22 protein-coding genes are annotated in these 24,374 nt (G+C 70.3%); 10 read left to right on the top strand and 12 right to left on the bottom strand.

Annotated features, from left to right (window positions below; genetic code table 11):
• Window positions 1-120: 120 nt before the first annotated feature.
• From AB0383_RS27160 to AB0383_RS27140, 5 genes are all read left to right on the top strand, one after another.
• Entirely contained in the window at window positions 121-1,701 is a 1,581-nt protein-coding gene (locus tag AB0383_RS27160) for an FtsK/SpoIIIE domain-containing protein (RefSeq protein WP_366188872.1), read from the top strand.
• Window positions 1,698-2,084 carry a hypothetical protein gene (locus AB0383_RS27155; RefSeq protein WP_366188871.1) on the top strand — a complete coding sequence of 129 codons (387 nt, stop codon included), beginning with the start codon at window positions 1,698-1,700 and terminating at the stop codon, window positions 2,082-2,084. The genes AB0383_RS27160 and AB0383_RS27155 overlap by 4 nt, the downstream gene beginning before the upstream one ends.
• On the top strand, window positions 2,084-3,676 hold the full coding sequence (locus AB0383_RS27150; protein WP_366188870.1) for a replication initiator: 1,593 nt from the start codon (window positions 2,084-2,086) through the stop codon (window positions 3,674-3,676). The genes AB0383_RS27155 and AB0383_RS27150 overlap by 1 nt, the downstream gene beginning before the upstream one ends.
• Window positions 3,673-3,903: a helix-turn-helix domain-containing protein gene (locus AB0383_RS27145; protein WP_366188869.1), complete on the top strand. Its 231-nt coding sequence runs from the start codon at window positions 3,673-3,675 to the stop codon at window positions 3,901-3,903. Before AB0383_RS27150 ends, AB0383_RS27145 begins: the two co-directional genes overlap by 4 nt.
• Window positions 3,904-3,986: 83 nt before the next feature.
• Window positions 3,987-5,303: a tyrosine-type recombinase/integrase gene (locus tag AB0383_RS27140; RefSeq protein WP_366188868.1), complete on the top strand. Its 1,317-nt coding sequence runs from the start codon at window positions 3,987-3,989 to the stop codon at window positions 5,301-5,303.
• Window positions 5,304-5,341: 38 nt separating this feature from the next.
• Here the strand turns inward: AB0383_RS27140 and AB0383_RS27135 are convergent, their stop codons facing one another.
• On the bottom strand, window positions 5,342-6,703 hold the full coding sequence (locus AB0383_RS27135) for an NAD-dependent succinate-semialdehyde dehydrogenase (protein ID WP_364181420.1): 1,362 nt from the start codon (window positions 6,701-6,703) through the stop codon (window positions 5,342-5,344).
• Between the two features lie 261 nt (window positions 6,704-6,964).
• On the opposite strand from AB0383_RS27135, the gene AB0383_RS27130 reads away from it, so the two are divergent.
• On the top strand, window positions 6,965-7,483 hold the full coding sequence (locus tag AB0383_RS27130; protein ID WP_364181190.1) for a lytic polysaccharide monooxygenase auxiliary activity family 9 protein: 519 nt from the start codon (window positions 6,965-6,967) through the stop codon (window positions 7,481-7,483).
• Between the two features lie 49 nt (window positions 7,484-7,532).
• Here the strand turns inward: AB0383_RS27130 and AB0383_RS27125 are convergent, their stop codons facing one another.
• The 4 genes from AB0383_RS27125 to AB0383_RS27110 all read right to left on the bottom strand — a co-directional run bounded on the left by AB0383_RS27125 (window position 7,533) and on the right by AB0383_RS27110 (window position 10,956).
• Window positions 7,533-7,799: a PLD nuclease N-terminal domain-containing protein gene (locus tag AB0383_RS27125; protein ID WP_364181193.1), complete on the bottom strand. Its 267-nt coding sequence runs from the start codon at window positions 7,797-7,799 to the stop codon at window positions 7,533-7,535.
• Window positions 7,800-7,905: 106 nt separating this feature from the next.
• The gene (locus AB0383_RS27120; protein WP_364181196.1) at window positions 7,906-9,099 is read right to left on the bottom strand and encodes an MFS transporter; all 1,194 of its coding nucleotides are present in this window, start codon (window positions 9,097-9,099) and stop codon (window positions 7,906-7,908) included.
• A 73-nt stretch (window positions 9,100-9,172) separates the two neighbouring features.
• On the bottom strand, window positions 9,173-10,282 hold the full coding sequence (locus AB0383_RS27115) for an NAD(P)/FAD-dependent oxidoreductase (RefSeq protein WP_364181199.1): 1,110 nt from the start codon (window positions 10,280-10,282) through the stop codon (window positions 9,173-9,175).
• Window positions 10,283-10,293: 11 nt separating this feature from the next.
• The gene (locus AB0383_RS27110) at window positions 10,294-10,956 is read right to left on the bottom strand and encodes a TetR/AcrR family transcriptional regulator C-terminal domain-containing protein (RefSeq protein ID WP_366188867.1); all 663 of its coding nucleotides are present in this window, start codon (window positions 10,954-10,956) and stop codon (window positions 10,294-10,296) included.
• 107 nt (window positions 10,957-11,063) lie between these two features.
• On the opposite strand from AB0383_RS27110, the gene AB0383_RS27105 reads away from it, so the two are divergent.
• Together AB0383_RS27105 and AB0383_RS27100 are read left to right on the top strand one after the other, a co-directional pair.
• Window positions 11,064-11,822, top strand: coding sequence for a DeoR/GlpR family DNA-binding transcription regulator (locus AB0383_RS27105; protein WP_366188866.1), 759 nt, complete (start codon window positions 11,064-11,066; stop codon window positions 11,820-11,822).
• Window positions 11,823-11,938: 116 nt separating this feature from the next.
• On the top strand, window positions 11,939-13,693 hold the full coding sequence (locus tag AB0383_RS27100; RefSeq protein WP_366188865.1) for an FAD-dependent monooxygenase: 1,755 nt from the start codon (window positions 11,939-11,941) through the stop codon (window positions 13,691-13,693).
• Between the two features lie 1,427 nt (window positions 13,694-15,120).
• On the opposite strand, the gene AB0383_RS27095 is transcribed toward AB0383_RS27100, so the two are convergent.
• The 5 genes from AB0383_RS27095 to AB0383_RS27075 all read right to left on the bottom strand — a co-directional run bounded on the left by AB0383_RS27095 (window position 15,121) and on the right by AB0383_RS27075 (window position 21,881).
• Complete coding sequence (locus AB0383_RS27095; protein ID WP_366188864.1) at window positions 15,121-18,510, bottom strand: TM0106 family RecB-like putative nuclease; 3,390 nt, start codon at window positions 18,508-18,510, stop codon at window positions 15,121-15,123.
• A gap of 87 nt (window positions 18,511-18,597) precedes the next feature.
• Entirely contained in the window at window positions 18,598-19,506 is a 909-nt protein-coding gene (locus AB0383_RS27090) for a ribonuclease Z (protein WP_366188863.1), read from the bottom strand.
• A 214-nt stretch (window positions 19,507-19,720) separates the two neighbouring features.
• The gene (locus tag AB0383_RS27085) at window positions 19,721-19,948 is read right to left on the bottom strand and encodes a hypothetical protein (protein WP_366188862.1); all 228 of its coding nucleotides are present in this window, start codon (window positions 19,946-19,948) and stop codon (window positions 19,721-19,723) included.
• 17 nt (window positions 19,949-19,965) lie between these two features.
• Window positions 19,966-20,109 carry a hypothetical protein gene (locus AB0383_RS27080; RefSeq protein ID WP_366188861.1) on the bottom strand — a complete coding sequence of 48 codons (144 nt, stop codon included), beginning with the start codon at window positions 20,107-20,109 and terminating at the stop codon, window positions 19,966-19,968.
• A gap of 917 nt (window positions 20,110-21,026) precedes the next feature.
• Window positions 21,027-21,881 (bottom strand): LysR family transcriptional regulator, encoded by an 855-nt coding sequence (locus AB0383_RS27075; RefSeq protein ID WP_366188964.1) that lies wholly within the window; start codon window positions 21,879-21,881, stop codon window positions 21,027-21,029.
• 129 nt (window positions 21,882-22,010) lie between these two features.
• Here AB0383_RS27075 and AB0383_RS27070 point away from each other — a divergent pair, with 129 nt between their 5' ends.
• On the top strand, window positions 22,011-22,715 hold the full coding sequence (locus tag AB0383_RS27070; RefSeq protein WP_366188860.1) for an SDR family oxidoreductase: 705 nt from the start codon (window positions 22,011-22,013) through the stop codon (window positions 22,713-22,715).
• A 63-nt stretch (window positions 22,716-22,778) separates the two neighbouring features.
• Window positions 22,779-23,615 carry an alpha/beta hydrolase gene (locus tag AB0383_RS27065; RefSeq protein ID WP_364181221.1) on the top strand — a complete coding sequence of 279 codons (837 nt, stop codon included), beginning with the start codon at window positions 22,779-22,781 and terminating at the stop codon, window positions 23,613-23,615.
• Here the strand turns inward: AB0383_RS27065 and AB0383_RS27060 are convergent.
• Window positions 23,602-24,081, bottom strand: coding sequence for a hypothetical protein (locus AB0383_RS27060; protein WP_366188859.1), 480 nt, complete (start codon window positions 24,079-24,081; stop codon window positions 23,602-23,604). The two genes, AB0383_RS27065 and AB0383_RS27060, sit on opposite strands and share 14 nt — an antisense overlap.
• A gap of 84 nt (window positions 24,082-24,165) precedes the next feature.
• Window positions 24,166-24,374 (bottom strand): integrase core domain-containing protein (locus AB0383_RS27055; RefSeq protein WP_366188858.1); only part of this gene is annotated, 209 nt, incomplete at its 5' end.

Here is a 24,374-nt window from a genome sequence, read left to right as displayed (position 1 = left end):
TAAGCGATTCGCTCGGCTGCTGCCCGGCGAAACGGAATGTTCCTCGTGCCTGGGGATGCTCCCCCTCTCCCTGACGCTGCCGGGAGACCTCGGCTCGCGCCACGAAGGCGGTGAGCGCCGATGAACGCGGTGACACTCGTCTTCATCACCGGAGGTCTCGCCGTGGCGCTGTGGCTGCTGGCGAAGCTTGGTCGGGCGTTCGCGGCCATCGCGGAGACTCTGGCGGCGCTTGCGGTCATCGGCATCGCCGTTTTTGCGTTGGTCCGTGCAGCTGGCTGGATTGTTAGGCAACTGGTGACCCGCTGGCGCTCCTGCCTCGCGGTGCTCGCTCTGACGGCGTGGTGGCTCTGGTGGGGCTGGCTCTCGCTCGTTGTCGTCGGCGGCACGCTCGGGCTGACGGCTCTGGTGTGGCGATACCTGAACGTCGAGGGTTTCGATCGCTGGTGCGGCCGCTGGATGCGCTCCTGGTGGCTGCGTTGGGCCGTCTACGGCCGGAAGCTTCCGGACTGGCTTCACGCCTGTGGCCTGTCGATCCGCGACGAGGCCATCCCCGTGGACGTGACCGTGAACCTGGTGTCGCGGCGGCGTAAGCGGGACGCCGTGGCCAAGGCCCGTCATCAGGCCGGCGTGGCAGTGCCCAAGGTCCTGCGGGTCCGTTCAGGGCCGTCCTGGGACGAGGTTCGCATTCAGCTCGTCGCGGGCCAGAAGCCCGAGGACTTCGACGACGCCGCCCGCGCGTTGGCCACCGCGCGCAAGGTCACGCGAGTCCAGGTGCGGGAGATCGCGCCTGACGTCGTGTCGCTGGACTTCATGCGCCGGGATCTGCTCGCGTCGCCGGTGCGGTGTCTGCCGCTGCCTGACCTGGTTGCCGCAAACGGCACCGGGGTTGACCTGCGCAAGGTGTTCGCGGGGACCACGGAGTACGGCAAGCCGTGGCTGTTGCCGCTGGCCGGTCCTGGCTCCCACACATTGGTCGCCGGGGCGAGCGGCGCGGGCAAGAACTCGGTCATGTGGTGCCCGCTGGTCTCCGCGGCTTCGGCCATCCGTTCCGGCGTGGTGCGGGTGTCCGGTGTCGACCCGAAGGGCATGGAACTCGCGTACGGACGCCGAATCTTCGCGCGCTACGCCGTGACGGGTAAGGAAACCCTGGAGCTGCTGGAGGGTCTGCGGGACGAACTGGAGAAGCGCAAACGCGAGTTCGCCGGGGTGACCCGCGACGTCCCGATTTCGACGGCGTACCCGCTGGAGCTCCTGGAGTTCGACGAGATCGGAGCACTCACGCGGTACACCGACCGCAAGACCCGCGAGTCCATTGTGGAACACGTCGCGGTCCTCAACACGCAAGGGCGGGCGTTAGGCCTCTCGGTTCGGGGCTATGTGCAGGAACCAACAAAGGACACCGTCCCGGTGCGTGAACTGTTCACCCGGCGCGTGTGCCTGCGGGTCACCTCCAAAACCCACGTCGGCATGGTCCTCGGCGACGGAGCTTACGAGCGGGGCGCGTGGGCGAATCGCATCGGTGACTCCGAAGCCGGCGTGGGCTACGTGTGGGGCGAGGGCATCCGTGAGCCGCTGCGAGTGCGCGCGGGCTGGGTGCCGGACGAGACGGTCAAGGCACTGGAGCACTACGTCACGAACGGCGGCGTGGTGAACCTCGCCGACCGGCGTCGTCCTTCCGGCGGCGAGGGGGTGGCGGCGTGAATTCGCTGATGATCTTCCTCGACGCCATCCGTGACCACCTTGACCTGCACGAGCTGCCGCCGGTCGCGTCGCTGGACGTCACCGCATGGTCCCGGCCGATCACGGTTCAACTGGACGTGGACGGGCTGCCCGAGGTCGCCCGTGCCCTGCTGGTCTGGGCGAACACCCTCGACGACGTCACCGCGACGGTATGGCGCGTGAGCGACGGCGTGTCGGTGCACCTGTCGATCACCGGCCGGACCCCGTGCGGGATCCCGATGCGGGTCTACGGGGCGGTCCCGTTCGACCCCAGCACGTTCCCCGACCTCCCGGCCGGGGCCAAGCAATCGATGCCGGTCTACCTGCTGCGGGGTTGGACAGCGCCCGGGGAGGTGGCGGCCTGATGACCGAGACACGAGCGGAGCGGATGCGGGCACCGCTGGCCGATGACGTGATCCGGGCGACGGCGGAGAAGTACGGGGTGTGCGTGCGGCCGTTCACGATGGAAGTCGGCGACCAGGACACCGGAGAAATCCGCTACGTCCCCGTGCCGTGTGGGTCCACCGTGGAATCGGTGTGCCTGCCCTGTGCCCGCAAGGCGAAGGCGCTGCGGCAAGTCCAGTGCCGCGAGGGCTGGCATATGGCCGCAGAACCCGACCTCACCCCGGCGGAACCCACCGAGGACCAGACGGAGCTGTTGACGTTCCGCGCGGACCTGGTCGCAGCGTACCGAGACGTCGTCGACCAGGACCCGGCCGAAGCCGAAGAGCTGCGCGAGGAAATCCGGGGAGTGGATGAGGAACTTCGGCAACTCGGCGTCCGGGGCCGGCTGCCAGGGGTCGAGCTGCCGACCCGGAAGGTGGTGAAGCGTTCGACGAAGCGGCGGCAGGACACGCCGAACCTGCCTCGGCGCAAGGTCTCCAAGGCCACGGTGGGGCGGGAGTACGCGGGCCGGTTCCGGCCGTCGATGTTCGTGACTCTGACCTGCGACACCTACGGGGCGGTCCGCGGTGATGGCGCCCCGGTCAACCCCGCCGCCTATGACTACCGGCGGGCGGCTCGGGATGCGGTGCACTTCTCGGCGTTGGTGGATCGGTGGTGGCAGAACCTGCGCCGCGTCGTCGGATGGGATGTGCAGTACTTCGCCACGGTCGAGCCGCAGAAGCGGACGGCGCCGCACCTGCACGCGGCCATCCGGGGATCGGTGCCGCACGACGTGATCCGGCAGGTCACCGAGGCCACCTATCACCAGGTCTGGTGGCCGAGTCACAACGAGATCGTCTACACCGACCGGCTCCCGGCCTGGGATGGGCCGGAACGTGGATTTGTCGACCCCGTGACCCGGCAACCGCTCGTGTCCTGGGATGACGCAGTCGACCAGGTCGAGGACCCGGCGCACGTGGTGACCTTCGGTCGGCAGGTGCATTCCAAGGGGATCTTGGGCGGGACTGAAGAGGCCGGCCGCCACATCGGCTACCTGACGAAGTACCTGACCAAGTCCACCGGCGAAGTGGTCGAGGCCGACACGGCGGCGCTGGCCGAGCACCACGACCGGCTGCACGCAGAGCTGGCCATCACCCCGTGCTCGCCCCGGTGCGCGGTCTGGCTGCTCTACGGGATCCAGCCCAAGGGCGCCACCGGCAAGACCGCCCCGGGCCATTGCAAGGGACGCGCGCACCGGCGGACCACCCTCGGCCTGCCCGGTCGGCGAGTGCTGGTGTCGCGCAAGTGGTCGGGCAAGACGCTCGTGGACCACAAGGCCGACCGCAAGGCGTTCGTCATTCAGGCGCTCGCCGCCGTCGGGATCGAGAAACCACAACCGGACCCGGCCCGGCTCGTCTGGCGCAAGGTCGACTCTGGTGACCCGCACGTGCCACCCCGGCCGCACCTGGTCATGCACGCCATCGCCGAACGCATCACTTGGAAGGCCGAATACGACCGGGCACTACTCGCCGCCGGACCGCCAGAGACTTCGGCAACTCGGGAGGCCGCATGACGGAAGGGGGCTCGATGGAAGCACAAGTCAAGGTGGTGAGTGTCGAGGGCCTGTGGTCGCCCGACGTCCTCGCGACGTTCCTCGGCATCCCGGCGAAGACCTTGCGTGACTGGCGTTTCAAGGGCTACGGCCCGTCGTGGATGAAGATCGGAAAGCACGTCAGGTACGACCCTGACGCGGTGCGTCGATGGCTCAAGACGCTCGACGAATCAGCAGAAGCGGCATAGCCGCACACCCCGGCGACGGCCTTCCCCGTGTCTCGGACAAGAGGCACGGGGATCGGTCGTTGCCCCGATAACCAGGAGGTGACATGAAGGGACACGTACAGGACCGCTGGTGGCGTCAGAAGAAGGATGAGAACGGCAAGTTTGTCTTCAACGCCAAAGGTCATCCCGTCAGGGAGAAGACCGAACTCTTCGGCAAAGGCGAGCGTTACAAGGTCCGGTACTACGACCCGGAAGGCAACGAGCGCTCGAAGGCTTTCGCCGACAAGCAGCTGAGCAAAGCACGCGCCTTTCTGACCTCGATGCAACACGATGTGCTGACCGGCGAGTACATCGCGCCCGAGTCTGGTGCCGAGAAGTTCCGGGACTACACCATGCAGTGGCAGAAAGGACAGTCAGCCGACGCCGGTACCCGGCAGACGGTGAACAGCCACCTCAAGACCGGAATCTTCCCGTTCCTCGGCGACAAGCCGCTCAAAGTCGTCGAGAAGACCGACACCATCCGGGATTGGCTCGACTGGCTGGAGCGGCCGAAGGTCGAGGGCGGACGCGGGCTCATGGCCTCGTATCGAGCAGTCCTCTTCGACACGGTCTCGGCGATCCTCCAAGCCGCAGCCGACGACAAGAAGATCCGGTCGAACCCCTGCCGTGCCAAGAGCATCAAGCGGCCGAAGCCGGTGCAGCGCAAGGTGATCCCGTGGCCGGAATCACGGGTGCATTCGGTCCAGCTCGCGCTGCCGCCGGAGTACACCGTCATCGTGCCGTTGGGTGCCGGCCTCGGGCTGAGGCAAATGGAGATCTTCGGCTTCAGCCCGGACGACATCGACCGCGACGAGATGATAGTCAACGTTCAACGGCAAATTCGATGGATCGGCGGGCAACCGGTCTTCTCGCCGCCCAAGGGAGGCAAGACGCGAGTGGTCCCGCTCGGCGCGGGCGTACTCGACGCCGTCGACGACCACATGTCATTGCGCGAGCCCATGACGCTCACGCTCCCCTGGCTCGAACCTGGCGGCCGTCCTGAGACTGTCCGGGTGCTGATCAGCCGGGCGCTTCGACGGACCCGCAAGTACCGCGACAAGCCGGTCTGGCACGTGACCCAGGGAGCCAACTTCACCAAGAACGAGTGGAAGTCGGCGTTCGGGACAGCGGGGCTGGACTACGTGGACCGGCGCGACGGGATGCACGCCATGCGCCACTTCTACGCCTCGACGCTGCTCGCGCAAGGCGTGTCGATCAAGGAAGTAGCGGAGTACCTCGGACACCACGACCCCGGCTACACCCTCCGCATCTACACCCACCTCGTGCCGTCGAGCCACAAGCGGGCGCGGGCTGCGGCCAACAAGGTGTTCAGGCCCCGCAAGGCCGGCCAGGCCGCCACGGACGAATCCGCGACGGCCTGACGACGGCCTGAGAGCCCCAAAAGCAGTAAAACCGCAGGTCAGAGGCGTATAGATTTCTTGTTCATGAATTCCTCGATCCCCAACGGACCCAGCTCCCGGCCCATCCCGGACCGCTTGATCCCGCCGAAGGGCAGATCCGCCTGCGACCCACCCGACTTGTTGAAATACACCATCCCCGACTCGATCCGATTCGCCACGGTGCGCATGCGGGCCGGGTCGGTGCCGAAGACGCTGGCGCCCAGGCCGAAGGGGGAGTCGTTGGCGATGGAGATGGCTTCCTCGTCGGAAGCGGCCGGGAACAGCAGGAATACGGGGCCGAAGATTTCGTCGCGGTAGGCGTCCATGTCGGGGGTCACGTCGGTGAGGACGGTGGCCTCCAGGTAGGCGCCCGGGCCGTCGACGCGGTGGCCGCCCGTGCGCAGAACCGCGCCCTGGCGCACGGCCGTCTCCACCTGTTCGAAAACCTCGTCGGCGGCGGAGACCGAGGCCAGGGGCGGCAGCTTCGTCGAAGGGTCGGAAGGGTCGCCAGGCAGGTAGAAAGCAGCCACCCGCGCGGTCAGCTTCTCCACGAACGAGTCGTACAGCTCCCCCACGACAATGATCCGCTTGGGCGCGTTGCAAGACTGGCCGCAGTTGCGCATGCGGGCCGTGGCCACGGCGTTCACCGTCTCGTCCAGGTCGTCCGTGTCGAGGACGATCAGCGGGTCCGAGCCGCCCAGTTCGAGGACGCAGCGCTTGAGGTTCCGCCCCGCCTCGGCGGCCACCGAGATGCCGGCCTGTTCGCTGCCCGTCAGTGAAACCCCGACGATGCGCGGGTCCGCGAGGATCGACGGGACCTGGCGCGACGAGGCGAAAACGTTGACGTACGCGTCTTCCGGCACACCGGCGTCGCGCAGGACCTGCTCGATCGCGACGGCCGAGCGCGGGCAGATGGACGCGTGCTTGAGCAGGATGGTGTTGCCCAGCACCAGGTTCGGCGCGACGAAGCGCGCGACCTGGTACATCGGGAAGTTCCACGGCATCACGCCGAGCAGTGCGCCGATCGGCTCTTTCCGGATCACGGCGTCGCCGTCTCGAATTTTCAACGGCTCGTCGGCAATGAGAGAGGGGCCGTGTTCGGCGTAGTAGGAGAAGATGTCCACGACGATGCCGACCTCGCCGCGGCCCTCGTTGACGCGCTTGCCCATCTCGAGGGTCATGATGGCGGCGAGCTCGTCGGACCGTTCGGCGAACAGCTCGCCCGCGCGCGCGACGATCTCGGCGCGTTCGGCGACCGGGCGTTCCCGCCAGGACAGGTAGCCGCGGTGGACTCGGGCGATCGCGTCGCGCACCTCCTGGTCGGTGGAGTTCTCGATCTGCTCGATCAGTTCACCCGTGGCCGGGTCGGTGACGGTGTACATCGCGGCGAGAGCCTCCGTGTTCGACGGAACGAAGCGGTCGGACGTGCTCAGGCTACCAAACTGCATACAGTATGCACTAGCCCGGCGAAGGTCGTCCGACTACTCCAGAGGTTTGCGACCTCTTGACCGAAGCGCCCGGTTTCCAGTATGGTCTAGACCACATTCTCCCCTTCCCCGCCCGCGCACCTCCCACGCGGCGGCTCGATCGCGCCCGTCCAAGGCCATCCGTGGGAGCGGGCACCGCTGTCGAAGGAGCCCGGTATGAAAACGAACCGCAAGCTCGTGGCCGCCCTCGCCGGTGCGGCGATCGCGCCCGTGATCGTGCTGGTCGGCCCCGTGGGCACGGCCAGCGCCCACGGCTACGTCAACGCACCCGCGAGCCGGCAGGCGCAATGCGCGCAGAACATCGTGTCCTGCGGCGACATCAAGTGGGAACCGCAGAGCGTGGAAGGCCCGAAGGGCCAGCGCACCTGCAACGGCGGCGTCGCGCGCTTCGCCGAACTCAACGACAACAGCAAGTCCTGGCGCGCCACCGCGACCGGCCGCACGGTCACGTTCAACTGGACGTTCACCGCCCGGCACAAGACCAGCACCTACGAGTACTACATCGGCAACACGCGCATCGCGAGCTTCAGCGGCAACAACCAGGTGCCGCCGGCCACTGTGTCGCACTCGGTCAACCTGGGCAACCGCACAGGCCGCCAGACCGTGCTGGCGATCTGGAACATCGCCGACACCGTCAACGCGTTCTACTCCTGCGTCGACCTGCAGGTGAGCTGACGACAGCGGCGGACGGGCCTCGGAAGCCCGTCCGCCGCTTTCGTCCACATCAGACTCGGCGATACGCCCCGGCCTCGGCGCTGCGCCGCCCGACCAGGAACCACAGCAGCGGTCCGAGGAACGGCGCGCAGAACGCGAACACGACCCACACCAGCTTCATCCCGCCGCCCAGCGGGCTCCCGAGCACGCTGACGAGCGCGGCGAGGAAGAACACCACCGGGGTCAGGATCAACGCGATGATCCCGACGGCAACGGCGATGTTCGCGGCGTGGGGGCCGTCCTGGGCTGCGGCGGCCAGCGCGGTGGGGATGGTCATCGGTCCTCTCCCTGGTTCTCGTCGGTCCACATCGGACGCGATGGGTCCAGTATGAGAGCGCGCGCCGCGGGCCCGAATCGGCTCGACGGCTCGTCCCACGTAATCCTTAAGTAGTAGCGGCAACGGGGATCACGCGCTCCAGCAACCGCATGGCCAGCGCCGCGAACACGTTCACCACGCCCAGGACCAGCCACGGCAGCCAGTACCCGACCTCGAACAACGTGGTGAAAAACGCCGGCGCCACCAGGCTCGCGACCGTGAACGAGTACTGGAACACCGCCAGGTAACGCCCTCGCGCGGCGGGCGGCGACAGCTCCGTGGCCAGTGACTGCGACACCGGACCGTGCACGGTCTCGGCCGCGGTGAACAGGAACGTCGCACCCAGCAGCACCGGCACCACCCACCCGAGCTGCCCCGGCACCAGCAGCGCGAACGCCAGGCACCACGCCGCCCACAGCACCGCCGAGGCCATCAGCACGCGCGTCCTGCGCAGCGGCGACACCAGCCGCACCGCCGGCGCGGTGAGGATCGTGAGCAGCACGGTGTTCCCCACCAGCATCGCGGGCGCGAGCCACGGCGGACCGTGAAGCCCCACGGTCACGAACACCGGCAACCCCAGCGCCAGCATCATGCTGGTCAACGCGAACACCGCGTTCAGCCCGGTGAACGCCAGGAACGGCCGCGCCCGCAGCATCCTCCGGTACCCGCCGGCGTCACCTTCCGCGCGCCGCGGCGCCCGCACGCGCACCGCGATCGCCGCGCCCGCGCAGAGAAAGCAGGCCGCCGAGCCATACGCGATCGCGCGATACGCCTCCGGGGTGCCGATCGTGACCACGACGCCGGTGATCAGGCCGCCGATGGCCAGTCCGGCCGTGCGGGTCACGTTCATCCACGCGAACCAGGAGTCCTTGCTCCGCGGTTTCTCGCTGCCGTCCACGAAATCCGCGACCGCGGTGAACACCGACGACCAGAAGAACCGCACCCCGATCGCCACGAGCGCGGCGCTGAGGAAGATGCCGACGGGCCCGGTCACGCGCGTGAACAGCAGAAACCCGATGCCTTGCGCACCCTGCGCGACGACCACCAGCACCCACGGACCCATCCGGTCGGCCAGCCGCCCGGCGATCAGCGGCACCGGCAGCGTCAGCGCGTTCGCCGCGCTGAGCAGCACGCCGATCAGCGCCAACGGCACCGTGGTCAGCTTCGCGAAGAACAACACCGACAGCGGCTGGAACAACCCGTTCCCCACCGAGTCGACCACCAGGGCCGCCAGCAGCACCGCCCCACCACGGCTCCGCACGCCAGGTCATCCCCCCGTTCGACGAACCCCCGAGCGTAACGATCACCCTGGCCGCGGTCGCCGGGATTCCCGGTCAGTGGCCTTCGAAAACGGCAAGCACACCGTCGGGCGTGTTCTCGGCGAACGACGTCACCAGGTTCTCCGCCGAACCCCGCGCGGCTTCCTCGCTGCGCGGGAACAGGGCCTTCTCGTACTGCGCCAGGGCCGCCTCGACATCGCCATCGGACTCGACCAGGGCCAACGCCAGCTCCGCACCGTCGATCATCGCCAGGTTCGCGCCCTCGCCGGCGAACGGCGACATCACGTGCGCCGCGTCGCCCACCAGCGTCACGCCGGGCACGCGCGCCCACTCGTGGCCCACCGGCAGCGCGTGGATCGGCCGCGGCACCAGATCACCGTCGGCCGACTCGATCAACGCCTTCAGTTCCGGGGCCCAGCCGGCGAATTCTTGCGACAGCTTCGCGGCCGCGTCCGACAGATGGAGCGAGGCAACCCAGCCTTCGGGCACCTGGAGAGCGACGTAGACGTGCACGCTGCCGTCCGGCTCGCGGTGCGCCAGAATCCCCTTGCCCGGCCCGAGCGCCATGAACATTCCCCCGCCGACGAGCGCCGCGCTCTCCGGGTGCTTCGCCGCGACGTCCAGCAGATCCAGTTCCACGAAGGAAATCCCGGTGTACGCGGGTACCTCGGCCGAGACGAGCGGCCGGATCCGCGACCACGCTCCGTCGGCCCCGACGAGCACGTCGGTCTCCAGCGTCGAACCGTCGGCCAGCGCGACCTCGTGCCGGCCATCACCAAGCGGACGGGCCGAAACCACCTTGGCGCCCCAGCGGACGGTGCCCTCCGGCAGCGACGAGAGCAGCAGGTCGCGCAAAGCACCGCGTTCGACCTCCGGCCGGGCCCCCTGACCATCGTCCTCTTCGGACATTCGCACCACCGCGTGCCGGTCCAGCACGCGCATGGCCTCCCCGCCGCGGTGGATCAGCGGCAAGAACTCCTCGTACAGGCCGGCGGCGCGCAACGCGGCCTGGCCCGTTTCCTCGTGGATGTCGAGCATCCCGCCCTGCGTGCGGGCCGACGCCGACGCGTCGAGGTCCAACACCGTGGCCTCGATGCCGTTGCGGTGGAGCACGGACGCGAGCGTCAGCCCGCCGAGGCCGGCCCCGATGATGGTGATCTTCATGGTCGTTCCCCTCAGGTTCGTGGGATGGCTGCGATTCCGGCGATCAGCGCGCGAAACGCCCAGGACAGCCGCTGCCCGGGCTCGCCGGACAGCAAGTCGGATCCGGCGGCGGCCAGGTGCGGGTACTTCTCGGGTGACGCGTCGTGGATGACGGCCGCCAGTGCCCGCCATTCCTCGCGGTCTTCGGGGCGCTCGTCGGCGTGTTCGGCCGCCGTCGCCGTGGCGAGCTGGAGCAGCAGGTCGACGCCCCATGCCGCCTGCGCGCTCGGCACCTCGCCCTCGGCGAGCAACGCGAGCACCGTGTCCACCAGCCGCAGGTAGTTGTCCCCGCGCGGGCGGGCCACGAGCGCCGATTGCGCCAGCCCGGGATAGCGGAACAACACCGCCGTGTACGAGCCGAGCACGGCTTCGAGCCGCTCCGCCCACGTCCCGGCCGACGGCGCAGGCTCGACCTCGCCGAGCAGCTCGTCGAGCACCGCGGCGTGGAGCTCCACGGTGTTGCGGACGTAGACGTACAGCGACGCCGCACCGGTGTCGAGCTCCTGCGCGAGCCGGCGCATCGTCAGCCGGGACAGGCCTTCGGCGCGCAGGATCGCGAGCGCGGCGGTGATGATTCCGGCCCGGGTGAGAGCCGGCTTGGCCGGACGTTCCCGGCGGTTGCGTGGTGCGGTCATGACTTCACGTTAACGAACATGTTCGTTCCGAACAAGATCGTAACGAACATGTTCGTCGTCACAGACGCCCCGGCCTTTCGAACGAAAGAGAGGTAAGTTCGGCAGTCATGCGAGGCAACCCCCGGTACGAACGCATCCTCGAACGGCTCCGGCGCGACGGCCGCGTCGACGTCGGTGAGCTGGCCGGCGAGCTGGACACGTCGGAGGTGACCATCCGGCGCGACCTCGACTCACTGGCCGAGCAGGGCACGCTGCGCCGCGTGCGGGGTGGCGCGGTGAGCCTGCTGATGCGCGGTGAGGAGCTGCCGTTCGCGCTGCGCGAGGTGGAGTCCGCGGCGGCGAAGGACCGCATCGCGGCCGTGGTGAGCGGGCTGGTGCGCGACGGCGAGGCCGTGGTCGTCGACAGCGGCACGAGCGGGCTCGCGGTCGCCCGCGCCCTCACCGGCCGGCGTCTGACGGTGATGCCGCTCGCGCTGCCGAGCGCGACGGTGCTGGCCGCCAGCTCGTCGGTGAACCTGCTGCTGCCCGGCGGGACCACGCGCTTCGGTGAGGGCTCGATGGTCGGGCCGATCACCGAGGCCGCCCTCGCGGCGCTGCGGTTCGACACCTTCGTGCTCACGTGCTGCGGCCTGTCACCCGACGACGGCGTGACCGCCCACGACCTGCAGGACGCCGCCGTGAAGCGCGCCGCGAAGCGGTCTTCGCGGCGCGCGGTGCTGGTTGCCGAGAGTGCCAAGTTCTCGCGCACCGCGTTGGCGACCGTGTGCGGTATGGAGGACGTGGACGTGCTGGTCACGGACGCCGGGGCGCCTTCGGAGGCACTGGAACGGTTTCGCCAAGCCGGCGTCGAGGTCCGGGTGGCGTGAGGGATCCGTCCACACTGGACGTCTCCCACTCTCAAGCTATAGCGCACCCCAGGGCTTGCCGCAAGACCCCCGTCGTGCCGCAGAATCGGCGGCTGTCAGCGAAATAGGGGTACGAAGTGCACGACGTGATCATCGTGGGTGCCGGTGCGGCCGGCCTGGTCCTGGCCGCCGAGCTGCGCCTGGCCGGGGTGCGGCCGCTGGTGCTGGAGCGCCAGCCGCGACGCCGGGAAGTACCGCGGGCCAACGGTCTCGGCGGCCGAATCGTGGAGCTGCTGCGCTACCGCGGGGTGCTGGAGCGGCTCGAAGCTGCCGCTTCCCCGGTGCACGCGGCGCCGTCGCTGCCGTTCGGCGGGATGGAGCTGGGCCTCTCGCACCTGGCCGAGCCGGCGTACCACGCGCTGGGCATCCCGCAGCCGGTGCTCGAACGCACGCTCGCCGAGTACGCGGCGGAGCTCGGGGTGCAGCTGCGGGAGGGGCACGAAGTTGTCGGCCTTCGCGAAGACGCCGCGGTGGCAGTGGACGTGCGTGGCCCCGACGGGCCGTACCGGGTCACTGCTCGCTACGTCGTGGGGTGCGACGGCGGCCGCAGCCGGGTCCGCGAGTTGCTGGGCCTGCCGTTCCCGGGCACGACGTACCCGGAGGTGAACCGGCTCGTCGAGGCGACGGTGCCGGATTCGGTGAGCCGGCTGGAGAACGGTGACCTGGACGTACCCGGACTGGGATTGCTGCGCCAGGGTTTCACGCGGACCGACGGCGGGGTCTTCGCGTTGGGCGCGATCGGGCCGGAGGTTCTGCTGATCAACACCGTCGAGGAGGAAGCGACCGAGTACGACGACCTCAGCCCGATGACCGAGGCCGAGTTCCAAGCCAGCATCCGTCGCGTACTCGGCGGTTCGCTGCCCCTCGGTGAGGTGCGCCGCCTGTCGCGCTACCAGTGGCAGGGCCGGCAGGTCGCCCGGTATCGGGTTGGGCGCGTCTTCGTGGCCGGCGACGCGGCGCACCTGCTTGCTTCCTCGGGGGCGTCGCTCAACCTCGGCATGCTCGACTCGGTCAACCTGGCGTGGAAACTCGCCGCGGCCGTGCAAGGTTGGGCGCCGCCCGGCCTGCTCGACAGCTACCACGCCGAACGCCACTACGCCGGCTCCCGCGCCCTCCTGCAGACCAGCGCACAGGCCGCCCTGCGCCGCGGCCACGACCCCGCCTCCGACGCGCTTCGCACGCTGTTCCAGGAGCTCCTCACTGACGAACAACCGTTGCGCCGCCTCGCCGCCACCATCGGCGGCCCAGACCTGCGCTACCCGGCGCCCGGTTCGGACCACCCCCTGGCCGGCACCTTCGCCCGCGACTTCCCCCTGTCCACCGACCACGGCCCGTCGTCTCGCGCCTCGCTGGTGCGCCCGGGCCGGCCGGTGTTCGTCGACCTCGCCGACCGCCCGGAACTCCGCGCGGTTGCCGAACCCTGGGCTCCCCGCGTTGCCCTCCACACCGCCAAGACCCACCTCCGCCCGGCCGACGCCCTCCTCCTCCGCCCGGACGCGCACATCGCGTGGGCCGCGCCTCTCGACGCAGCCGCCGATCCGGCCGGCCTCCGCGAGGCCCTCACGACGTGGTTCGCGCACCCGAGCCAAGCTGACGCACGTCACCAGAACCGAGGCGGGCAGCCCGACGCGCACGCCATCCGCCTCGCCGGAACTGGCCCGATGGACTCGACGCCGACCCGCTCCCAACCGCCATGCCGACGTAAGCCTCGCTCGGCCCACCAGCTGACTCGATCGCCCGTCGCCAAGCTCTCACGACGTGGTTCGGCGCACCCGAAGGGGCCCGAAACCGCCTCACCACACATGATCACCAGGAGTAAGTGTTCACCATGATCGATTCACCGTTTCGTGGACTGATCCTAGATCGACTTCTACCGCTAGTGTCACCGACAACCCGCTCAGCCTCGACATTCCCCCGACCGGGCGGCGGGCCAGGCCCCCTGGTAGTCCCCCTTCCGCGCCCAGGGGGCCACAAAAACAACCACCCTCACTCGCCCCGGGAGGAGAGCTCTTGCGACACGCGGTCGCCGGCCTTCGGCAGCAAGGTGAGCCACCTGCCGGCCGCGGTCTGGACCACGCGCGGTGCGCCCGCCCGCTGCCGACTGCGACGCGGGCCGTCCGTGCGTCGATGGTGCCGAGCCGCGTGGCGCCTGAGCACCCTTCGCCGACGGGGACCACCTGGCGCACCGCCTGGCGAAGGTCCGCCGACGCTCGTTTCCCCTCTGCCGCCGTGACTTCCGCATTCGGCCACCCCTCATCGGCCGGCAGGCGCAGCTGACCGACCGACGGCTCCCGCCCCGCGTGGCGACGCCGGTAGCTCGGTACGAGGCCGAGCGATCACCCGAACGGTCGCGATCCACGTCACTCGCGGGCCCTGGAACATTCGGTGGTCACCTGCGTTGTACTGACTGTCGGTACGGAGGGGTCCCCGGGCTCCACAACTCACCTTCCCGGACAGCCGGTTCGCCGGCCCCGGGTTGGCGTCACTCGCCGAGAGGCGACCCCCGTGCCGGCGTAAGACCACCCGCCCCGTTGCCTCGCGCTCCCCCAACGCGGCGCGGGGCGGGCGCCAGTGCTCCTGCTCTCGCTCGCCGGGCCCCCAGCCGGCGGAGCCGGGAGCGGGAGCACCCTCAGCACCCTCCATTGTGGATCATCGGGAATACCTTCACGTCGGCAGCAGTTACTAACTTTGCCGGTGCGGTGGTGTCCCCGGGCTCCACCCACTGCCTTCCCGGACCGTCGCAAGACGCCGGGTCGCGCCAACCGCCGAGAGGCGACCCCCGCACCGGCCTCGACCAACTCCTCAGACCACCCCACCCCGCTGCGCCGCAGTTGCCCCGAGGCAGCGCGGGGCGGGCTCATGTGCTCCTGCTCCTGTCGCCGGACCCACTGCCGCGGCGGGAGCGGGGGCATCCAAACGTCCACAGTGGATCATGAAATCAGGATCATGAAAATCACCTGAGCGACCTGCGTCACAAGGGAAATCCGGAACACCGGCCCCGCCCAGGCGTTGTACAGAGTGTCGGTACGGCGGGTGTCCCCGGGCCTCACCTACTGCCTTCCCGGGCCGTCGCAAGACGCCGGGTCGCGCCACTCGCCGAGAGGCGACCCCCCGTGCCGACGCAAGCCACCCGAAGAGAAAGCTCCCGCCCGCACCCGCCGATCCCCCCATCGGCGCGGCGCCCGAGGCGGGAACCAGTGCCCCCGCTCCCGGCCCGCGCGAACTCCCCCTCCGCAGCGACGGGACCGGGGGCACGCCCTTATCCGGAGCCGGGCCAGGGCAGTGCGTCCTGCAGCAGCCCGAGCATCCCCGACACCAGCCGCATCTGATCGACCGTGCGGATGTCGGCCTCCAGCAGATGCGGCGAACACACCAGCACCGCCACCGACTGCGCCCGCGACAGCGCGACGTTCAGCCGGTTGCGCGAGAGCAGGAAGTCGAGGCCGCGCGGGAGGTCGACGGCCGAGGACGACGTCATCGTCGTCACCACCACCGGCGCCTCCTGGCCCTGGAACCGGTCGACCGTGCCCACGCGGACGTCGCCGAAGCCGGCGTCGGCCAGCGCACGCGTGACCACGCGGGCCTGCAGGTTGTAAGGCGCCACCACGAGGAAGTCGGCGTCCGACAGCGGACGGCCCTCCCACGTGCGCCCGTGCAGCGCCGAGATCACCGAGACGACCTCGGCCGCCTCCTCGACTGAACGCGTCGTGTTCCCCCGGTGCTCCACCGACGCCAGGTACAGCCCCGACGCGAACCCGTCGACCGAGCGCGACGCCGACGGGTGCGAGTGCAGCAACCCCGCGTACGACAGCCGCGACACCGGCGCGCACACCGCCGGGTGCATGCGGCGCGTCTGGTCGAGGAAGTAGCCCAAGTGCGCCGGCATGATGTCGGCGTCGCCGATCAGGTGCCCCAGCGCCGAGGCCTCCGCGCCCGCCGGGTGCGTGCCCTGCACCACCTGCGGCAACTGCTGCGGATCACCCAGCAGCACCACGTTCTTCGCGCACGTCGACACGGCCAGTGCGTCGGCCAGCGCGAACTGGCCGGCCTCGTCGATCACGAGCACGTCGAACGGCTCCGCGCGCACAGCCGCGTTGGCGAACGTCCACGCTGTGCCACCCACCAGGTGCCCGGTGTCGTGTTCCTCGCGCCAGCGCACCAGAGCGTTGTTGTTCTTCGGCTGTTCCCACGGCACCGAGGGGTCCGGCGTCCGCTTCGCGCGTTTGGCGCACGCCAGCGAAGGATCGTTGTCCAGCGCGGCGGAAAGCACGTTCTCCACGGCCTTGTGGCTGTTGGACGTGACCCCGACCGTCCGGCCCGACCGCACGAGGTGCGCGATCAGCTTGCCCGCCAGGTACGTCTTCCCGGCGCCCGGCGGGCCTTGCACGGCGAGCACGGAACCGTCGAGCGCGTCGACGGCCTCGATCACCGTCGCGACCAGGTCCTCACCCGCGGCCGGCAACGCGCCGCCGGTCCGCAACCGGGGCGCCGTGCGGCGCAGGAGGTCCACACCAGGGTGCTTCGGCAGCACCGGCAGGGTTTCCCCGACGAGCCGGGCGAGATCGGCCACGGCCTCGTCCTTCGGCGACGGCCGCACCGGGCTGCCGGGCAGCACCGCGGCCGGGCGATCGTTCGACGTCGCGTCGGGCGCGCTGCTCTCCTCCAGCGTCAGCTCGACGGCCGAGGAAGCCACCACCTTCGCGTCGCGCGCTTCGGCGCCGTAGCGCAGGCGCACGTCGTCGCCCGGTGCGAACGGGTGCGGCCGGTCCGGGTCGCACGCCACGACGAGCGTCCGCTTCGCCGTGCGCAGCCGGCCGGACGGCGGCACCCACTCGCCGACGGACACCGAAACGGGCACCGCGCACGTCGTGTCGATCTCCAGGTCACCGAGCGGCGCCGCCAGCTGGCGGAAGAACTCCCACCACGCTGGGTTCGTCTCACGCCGGTGGTAGCCCACGGAGGCGGCGAGCAGCGCACGGGCGTGGTCGTCCGGGGTGAACTCCGCCGGGTCGTCGGGCAGGCCGTCGAGCAACGGGTCGACGAGCGCCGCCATCGCGGCCGCGCGCTCCGCCCGCCGTTGCGCCGCGACGTCTTCCTCGGTCTCCCGCAGCAGAGCGTCCACATCGGACTCAGGCTCCGGCTCGACGAGCTCGATGCCCTCGTCCACGCGCACCCGGTGCAGGAACTCCAGCAGCCGCAGGGTGGACACGCAGTCGTACTCGTTGTACTCACCGATGCCGCGCAGCACTTCGTCGGCCCGCTCCGGCTCGCCGGCCGCCGTGAGCGTGAGGTAGTCCTCGTACGCCTCGATGCTGGACGCGGCCGTCTTCACATCGCCGTCGCGGGCGGAGGGCATGTAGAGCGGCTCGAGGTACTTGATCGAGTACGACCGCTGCCCGACCCGCAACGCCTTGCGCACCACCGCATACAGGTCCACGAGCGCGCCGTTGCGCAACAGCTCGTCCACTGCTTCCTCGCGCGTGCCGTGCACGGCGGCAAGACGCTTGATGGCGGTGACCTCGTAGGGCGCGTAGTGGTACACGTGCGCGCCAGGGTGTTCGGCCAGCCGCGCGGTGGCGAAGTCCACCAACTCCTCGAACGCGCGCTTCTCCTGCGCCCGAGAGTGGGCCCAGAACGGGGTGAACCGCTGACCGCCGGTGCCGTCGGGGGTGTCCGGGTCGGCCGTCACCGCACCGAACAGGTACTCGAGCCCGGTGCCCGCCAACGCGTACGGGTCGCCTTCCATGTCGAAAAAGACGTCGCCCGGGCTCGGCGGCGGCAGCTGGGCGAGCGCGGCGGGGTCGATCACCTCGTAGGCGAGCTCGCCCGTCTCGTCCTGGCGCACCTGGATCGCGGCCTGCGCGCGCAGCGTGGTGTAGGTGGTCTCGGACATGTCGCGCGGCCGGTCGTCCGGCCCGGCGGCGGCGAGCTTGTCGATCGTGGCGAGCCCGGCCGTCACGAGCTTGCGCCGCTGGTCTCCGCGCATGCCTGCGACGAGCGACAGGTCGCGGTCCGCCTCCCGCGCCGTCGAACAGTGCTGCGCGAAGCGGCACGCGCCGCACGCCGGCCGTTCGTCGGCCCACAGCTGCAGCGGCAGCCGGGCCGGGCGGTCGCGCAGCCGCGAGCGCAGGCGGTCGAGCAGCGGGAGGAAGTCGTCGACGCGCAGGGTGCGCGTCGTGCCGTCGCCCAGCAGCAGGTGCATGTCCGGACCAGCCGGCCACCCGGCTCGGCGCAGCGCATCGGCGTACGCGGTCAGCTGGACCACCGCGGACGGCTTGGCGTGCCGGGCGAGCTTGGTGTCGTAGACCTCGTAGCCGCCTTCGTCGTCGCGCAGCAGGAAATCGGCGCGGCCGGTGAACTCGTCGTCGTGGAACACGGCCTGGTAGACCACGGGCGCGCCCGCGCGCAGCGCCTCCTCCGTCGCCTTCGCCGCGACGACCGGATCCCGCTCCTCGATCTCCACGACCTTGCGTTCGGCTCGCAGCCGCCCGAGCGTCGCCTCCTCGTGCGCGCGCCCGTGCTTCACGGCCAGCTGGTCAGGTCCTGAGCCGGGCCTCGGCGCGCCGGGCAGTCCCGCCGCCAGCGCCTGCGTGAGGACGCTCCGGTGCGCGCACTCGAGCAGATCGGCGAGATCGGAGGGCGTGTACATCGCCCGGAAGTCTGGCACGACCGCCGGCGCGCCCCGCCCACCCCGGGCACCGACACGCCGACGGCCCAGGTCACGGCCGGCGAGCCGTCAGCGCCGGCGAGGCAGCGGGATCACGTCGAAGTCGCGCGCCACGTGGATCTCCCCGTCGAAGACCTCCGCCGCTTCCTCCCCGAACGCGTCGGCCTCCGCATAGGGGTAGCGCTGCGAGAAGTGGGTCAGCACGAGCTTTCGCACGCCCGCGGCCGCGGCGAGCCGGCCGGCGTCGGTGCTGGTGAGGTGGCCGTAGCGGGTGGCGATGTCGGCGTCGGCGGCGCGGAAGGTCGACTCGGCGACCAGCAGGTCCGCGTCGCGCGCGCAGTCCAGGGCTCCCGCGCACGGGCGCGTGTCCATGACGAACGCCACAACCTGTCCTGGCTTCGGCTCGCTGACGTCGGCGAGGTGAACAGTGCGGCCGTCGAGCTCCAACGAGCCATCTCGCTGCAGCCGGCTGATGTCCGGACCTCGGACGCCGGCGGCGGCGAGGCGGTCGGGGAGCATGCGGATGCCGTCCGGTTCGGTGTAGCGGTAGCCGAAGCAGTCGATGCGGTGGTCGAGGACGTGGGCGGACATCGGGCCGTCGGTCCAGCCGTCGGCGAGCACCGGCCGCGGGACGACCTCGGCGCGCTCGTGGTAGACGGTGGAATAGCGCAGGCGCTCGAAAAACGCCTGGCCGGAGGCCGGGTAGTGACAGCGCACGGGCCGCGGCACGGCGTCGAGCGACAGCCGCTGCAGCACGGCGGAGAGGCCGAGGCTGTGGTCGCCGTGGAAGTGGGTGATGCAGATGCGCGTGAGCTCCGCGGCGGCCACGCCGGCGTGGGTCATCTGCCGCTGCGTGCCCTCCCCCGGGTCGAACAGCACGCCGTCGGTGTCGAACCGCAGGAGGTACCCGTTGTGGTTGCGGTGCCGGGTCGGCGTCTGGCTCGCCGACCCGAGCACCACGAGCTCACGTCGTGACATGCCGCCATCTTCGACGATCACCGGCCGCCGGGAAAAGCGGACGGCCACCCGGTCCATTCCGGGTGGCCGTCCTGATCGAAATTGCTGTGCGAATTCAAGCGGGCACTTTCCGCGTTATTCGATCTTCGCGTCATAGTCCGCGCACTCGGCCGAAGAGTGTTCCGGGCCACGGCGCCGCTTCCCGCGGCCACGACCAGGCCATTCAAGACGGGCTTCAGCTCAGTGCTGCGAACCCCGCTACCGGTACGACCCCGTCGAGGTCGCGCGCGAGCTGCTCGTCGAGCGTCACGAACGCGTCGCCGTGCAACCGCGTCAACGCCACGTATGCGGCGACGTACGTGTCCGCCCAGCCGAGCTCCTCGGCGACCTGCCACGCGATCGCCTGCAGCACCCGGTCACCGAGCAGCCGGATCTTCAACGCCCTCACGCGATCGAGCCGCACGGCCGCGTCCTTCTTCGTCAGCTCGCCCCGGCGCGCCTGCGCGTAGAGCGCGGACCACGCGGCGAACGGATCAGCGTGGGCGTCAGCAACCGGTGCCCCACCACGGCCTGCTCCACGGCCAGCCGCAGCGCGACCTCCGGCCCGATCACGTACTTCGCCACGCGTTCTCTCCCTCACCGCGACTTGCCTCGAGCCCACGGTGGAGAACCACCTCAGCGACATCGTTCGCGAAGCCGGGCCTGGAAGCCGGCCGCGACGAGAACCGCCGGATCGCGCGGCGCTGACCTATTTGGACAGTACCGACGTGCGCTCTTGATTCACTCTATCGATATCGTGCGGATGTTCGAGCGGGGTCGGTAGCCTGGAGATATGGAGCTTTCGCCTGCCGGCCCAGTCCGGATATCGACCATTGCGGACGGTGTGCTCGCCACCCTGTGGAGAGCACACCTCGCTTCGAAACGCGCGCGAAGACAGGTGCGGCTCGGTGCTGTTTTTCGTGCGCTGAGCCGCAACTTGCGTTGCCACCTTCTCCTGATCCGCGAGGCGGTTGGGGTGGACCCTCGCAAGATCGCGATGCCGTGCGCCTCGGGCGGACCATCGTGAACGCTCAGCCGTCCAGATCGCAGAAGACAGCCCCACCGCCCGACCGTCGCGCAGTGTGTTCGCGTCAGGTTGCTGGTCTGGTGCGCAGATACCCGTCCGCCGTACCGCAAGGAGCCGTACCCGCGTCAGGAACTCGTGGCACAGATGCGGCTCTCAGCCCATCCCTTGCCAGCTCGTCGCCGGCACGCGCCGGCCGGTGTGGCCGCGGCACCCGGACCTCGGCCGCCGGTTCGGCCGACACATGTATCGCAGCCAACACGACGAGTTTCCCGTCCGCGCCTGAGCCTTCGGCGCCGCGTGGAACCGTCGAAAGGAGGCGTGGTCCGCGCGAGCGGCCCGCCTTTCCGTCTGTCACAGCGGAACGAGGTCACGCCGACCGGGTCCCCGACGCACCAAGCCAGCCCGCCCGGAAGCCGCCCAACGACCCCTAAGCGCCCCTAAAGGCGGCCTGAACGGAGACCCTCCACAGTGGACCTCAACCCTGATCGGCTCCGGATTGGAGCTGCTCCAGGAACGCCCGCGCGGCCGGCGACGCGCTCGCGCTCACGGCGACAGCGACGGTCCGCGGCGTGCGCGGCACCAAGGGCCGCAGCACGGTGCCGTCAAGACGCGGCACGCCGACCGACGGCAGGATGCTCACGCCCAGCCGCGCCCGCACCATCTCCAGCACGGCCGACATCTCGCGGGCCTCGAACGTCGCCTCCAGGTGAACCCCGGCTTGCTCCGCGGCCGCCGCGAACACCTGCGCACAGCCGCCGGTCGGGCGGACGAACGGCTCCTCGGCGAGATCCGCGTAGGACACGGCCTCGCGCCCCGCCAGCCGATGACCGGCGGGCAGCACGGCGCACATCTCGTGGCTGTCGAGCAGCACCGTCCGCAGGCCGGGCGCGGGCAGCGTGACCACGGCGGCGTCGGCGACACCCAGGTCGAGCCAGTCCCGCACCTCCTGGTCGCTGCCCTCGATCAGCCGCACCGCGACGAGCGGGTGGCGTTCGGTGAACGCCCGCAGATCGGCCGGCAGCCGGGTCCCCGTGGCGGTGGGCAGGCTGGCGATCCGCAGCGTCCCGGTGATCTGCCCGGCTACCTCGGCGACCTCCGCGCGCAGCAGATCGACCTGCCGCACGGCCTCGCGCGCTCGCCGGACGGCGCGTTCGCCGGCTTCGGTGAGGGTGACGCCCGTGCGCTGGCGGGTGAGCAGCGGTGCGCCGAGCTCGGCTTCCAGCGCGGCGACCGAGCGGCTCACCGCGGGCTGCGCCATGCCGAGCCGCTCGCCCGCGGCCGTGAAGCCGCCGTGGTCGGCCACCGCCAGGAGCACCTTGAGCTGCTGCATCGTCGTCACGAGGACCTCCAGCCATGTTCGCCGCGGCATGCCGCCATAACGCGAAGGACATTTCCCACGGCTCACCCAGAACATTACCGTCATGGCGCAACCGAGTAACACACAGAGGAGTCACCAGTCATGCGAGTGCTGATCACCGGGGCGTCCAAGGGCATCGGCCGGACGGTCGTCGACCGGCTGGCCGCCGCGGGCCACCACCCGATCGGCCTGGCGCGCACCGCGCCGGCCGAGTTCCCCGGCAGCTTCCACGCCGTCGACCTCGGCGACCGCGACGCCACCGCCGCGACGCTCGACAAGGTCCTCGCGGAAGGTCCCGTCGACGCGGTGGTGAACAACGTCGGCTTCGCCAAGCTGGCGCCGCTCGGGTCGATCGACCTCGACGACGTCGCCCACGCCTACGACCTGAACTTCCGCACCGCGGTGCAGGTGACCCAGGCCGTGCTGCCCGGAATGCTCGCTGCCGGCCGGGGCCGGATCGTCAACGTCACCAGCATGGTCACGCTCGGTACCCCGCTTCGCACCACGTACGCGGGCTCGAAGGCGGCGCTCGAAACCGCCACCGCCATCTGGGCCGCGGAGCTCGGGCAGAGCGGTGTCACTGTGAACGCCGTCGCGCCCGGGCCGACGGAGACCGAACTGTTCCGTCGTGGCACGCCCGCCGGGTCCGAAGGCGAAGCCCGGTTCCTGGAGAAGCTGCCGGTCGGCCGGCTCGGGCGTCCGGCGGAGATCGCCCACGCAATCTGCTTCCTGCTCTCCGAGGACGCGGGGTTCATCACCGGCCAGATCCTGCGCGTCGACGGCGGAGGGAGCATCGCCGCGGCCTGAAATCCTCCGCGGACAGAGCAAAACCGCTACGGCGACCTGACCGATTCGGGCAGAATCGCCGAGATGGCGCCCACCTTCGTCCTCGTCCACGGTTCCAACGCCACCAGCCGCTGCTTCTCCGCGCTGCAGCGCGAGCTCGCGCTACGCGGCCACCGCTCGCTCGCGGTCGACCTGCCCGGCCACGGCACGGCTGGGTTCTCGGCGGCGTACCAGGCACAGGACCTGGCGACGTTCGCCACCGAGCCGTCACCACTCGCGGGGGTCACCCACGCCGACGTGGTGGCGGCGGTGACGGACGTCGTGCGGCGGGCGCACGACCACGGTCCCGTGATCCTCGTCGGGCACAGCCGCGGCGGGCTCACCGTCACGAGCGTCGCCAACGCCGTGCCGGAGCTGCTGGACCGGACCGTCTATGTGTCGGCCTGGTGCTGCGTGGACGACACCCCCGCCGGCTACCTGCGGAACCCGGCGTACTCGTCGGCCGCGCTGGACGAAGCGGCGAAGGTCATGGTCGGCGATCCCGCACAGCTCGGCGTGATCCGCATGAATTGGCGGTCCGCCGACCCCGCCCACCTCGCCGCCCTGAAACAGGCGATGCTCGCCGACGGGACCGACGCCGAGCTGCTGTCGTTCCTCGCCGGCATGGACCCGGACGAGTCCCTCGACGCCGGCAACGACCGAGCCGACGCCGCCACGTGGGGCCGGGTGCCCCACACCTACGTGCGGCTCACCCGCGACGAAAGCATGCCGCTCGCGTTGCAGGACCGGTTCATCGAGGAGGCCGACGCGCTCACGCCGGCCTACCCGTTCGACGTCCGCTCGCTGGACGCCAGTCACGTCGGCCCGTTGGTGCGTGCCGCGGACCTCGCCGACGTCCTGGGGTGCCTCACACCCCGGTAGACGAACCCGGCCGCACGATCATCAGCACCGTGACCACGGCCCACAGCAGGTTGAACACCCCCGTCGTCATGGCCAGCCGCCCGGCGACGCGGGTGTCCAGCGCGGTCGCCACCGAAGCCTCAGCAGACTCGGCCGGCACCGCACCGTCGCCCGAGGGCCCCGCCAACGCGGCCCGCTGACCCGGCAGCACGAACACCAGCAGCACGACCGCGGCCACCGCCGTCAGCGCGATCGAGACGAGGACCCACGTCTGGCCCGTCACCTTCATCGTCCCGGCGACGGCGAAGCCGAACACCGGCACGGCGATCGACACCCACGCGTACACACGGCAGATGCGGTGCAGCAACGCCAACGTCGAGCGATCACCCCGCTTCAGCGCGGCGGGGAACATACTGGCGGCCACAGCCACAGGCCCGACGGCGAGGATCGCCGCCAGCACGTGGATAGACAGGAAGACTTTGCTCACGGCCCTGACGCTAGCCCTCGCGTTTCACCGCCCGGAACCGGCTGGATCGCCGTGTTCCACCGGATTCTCGCCAGTCGCCGGAAACTAGCTGTAGTGCCCTGTGAGGTTGTTGACTCTGGTGATGGGTGGGTGGCCGTTGAGGGCGGTGTGGGCTCGGTGGTGGTTGTAGTGGTGCAGGAACTCGGGCAGTGCTTGGGCTCGATGCTGTGAGTTGGTGAAGGGCTGGGCGTAGGCCCATTCCTCGGCGAGGGTGCGGTTGAAACGTTCGGCTTTGCCGTTGGTCTGTGGCCGGT

It is taken from the genome of Amycolatopsis sp. NPDC051373 (assembly GCF_040689465.1).
Taxonomy (GTDB): domain Bacteria; phylum Actinomycetota; class Actinomycetes; order Mycobacteriales; family Pseudonocardiaceae; genus Amycolatopsis.
This window is presented reverse-complemented; position numbering and strand designations above follow the sequence as displayed.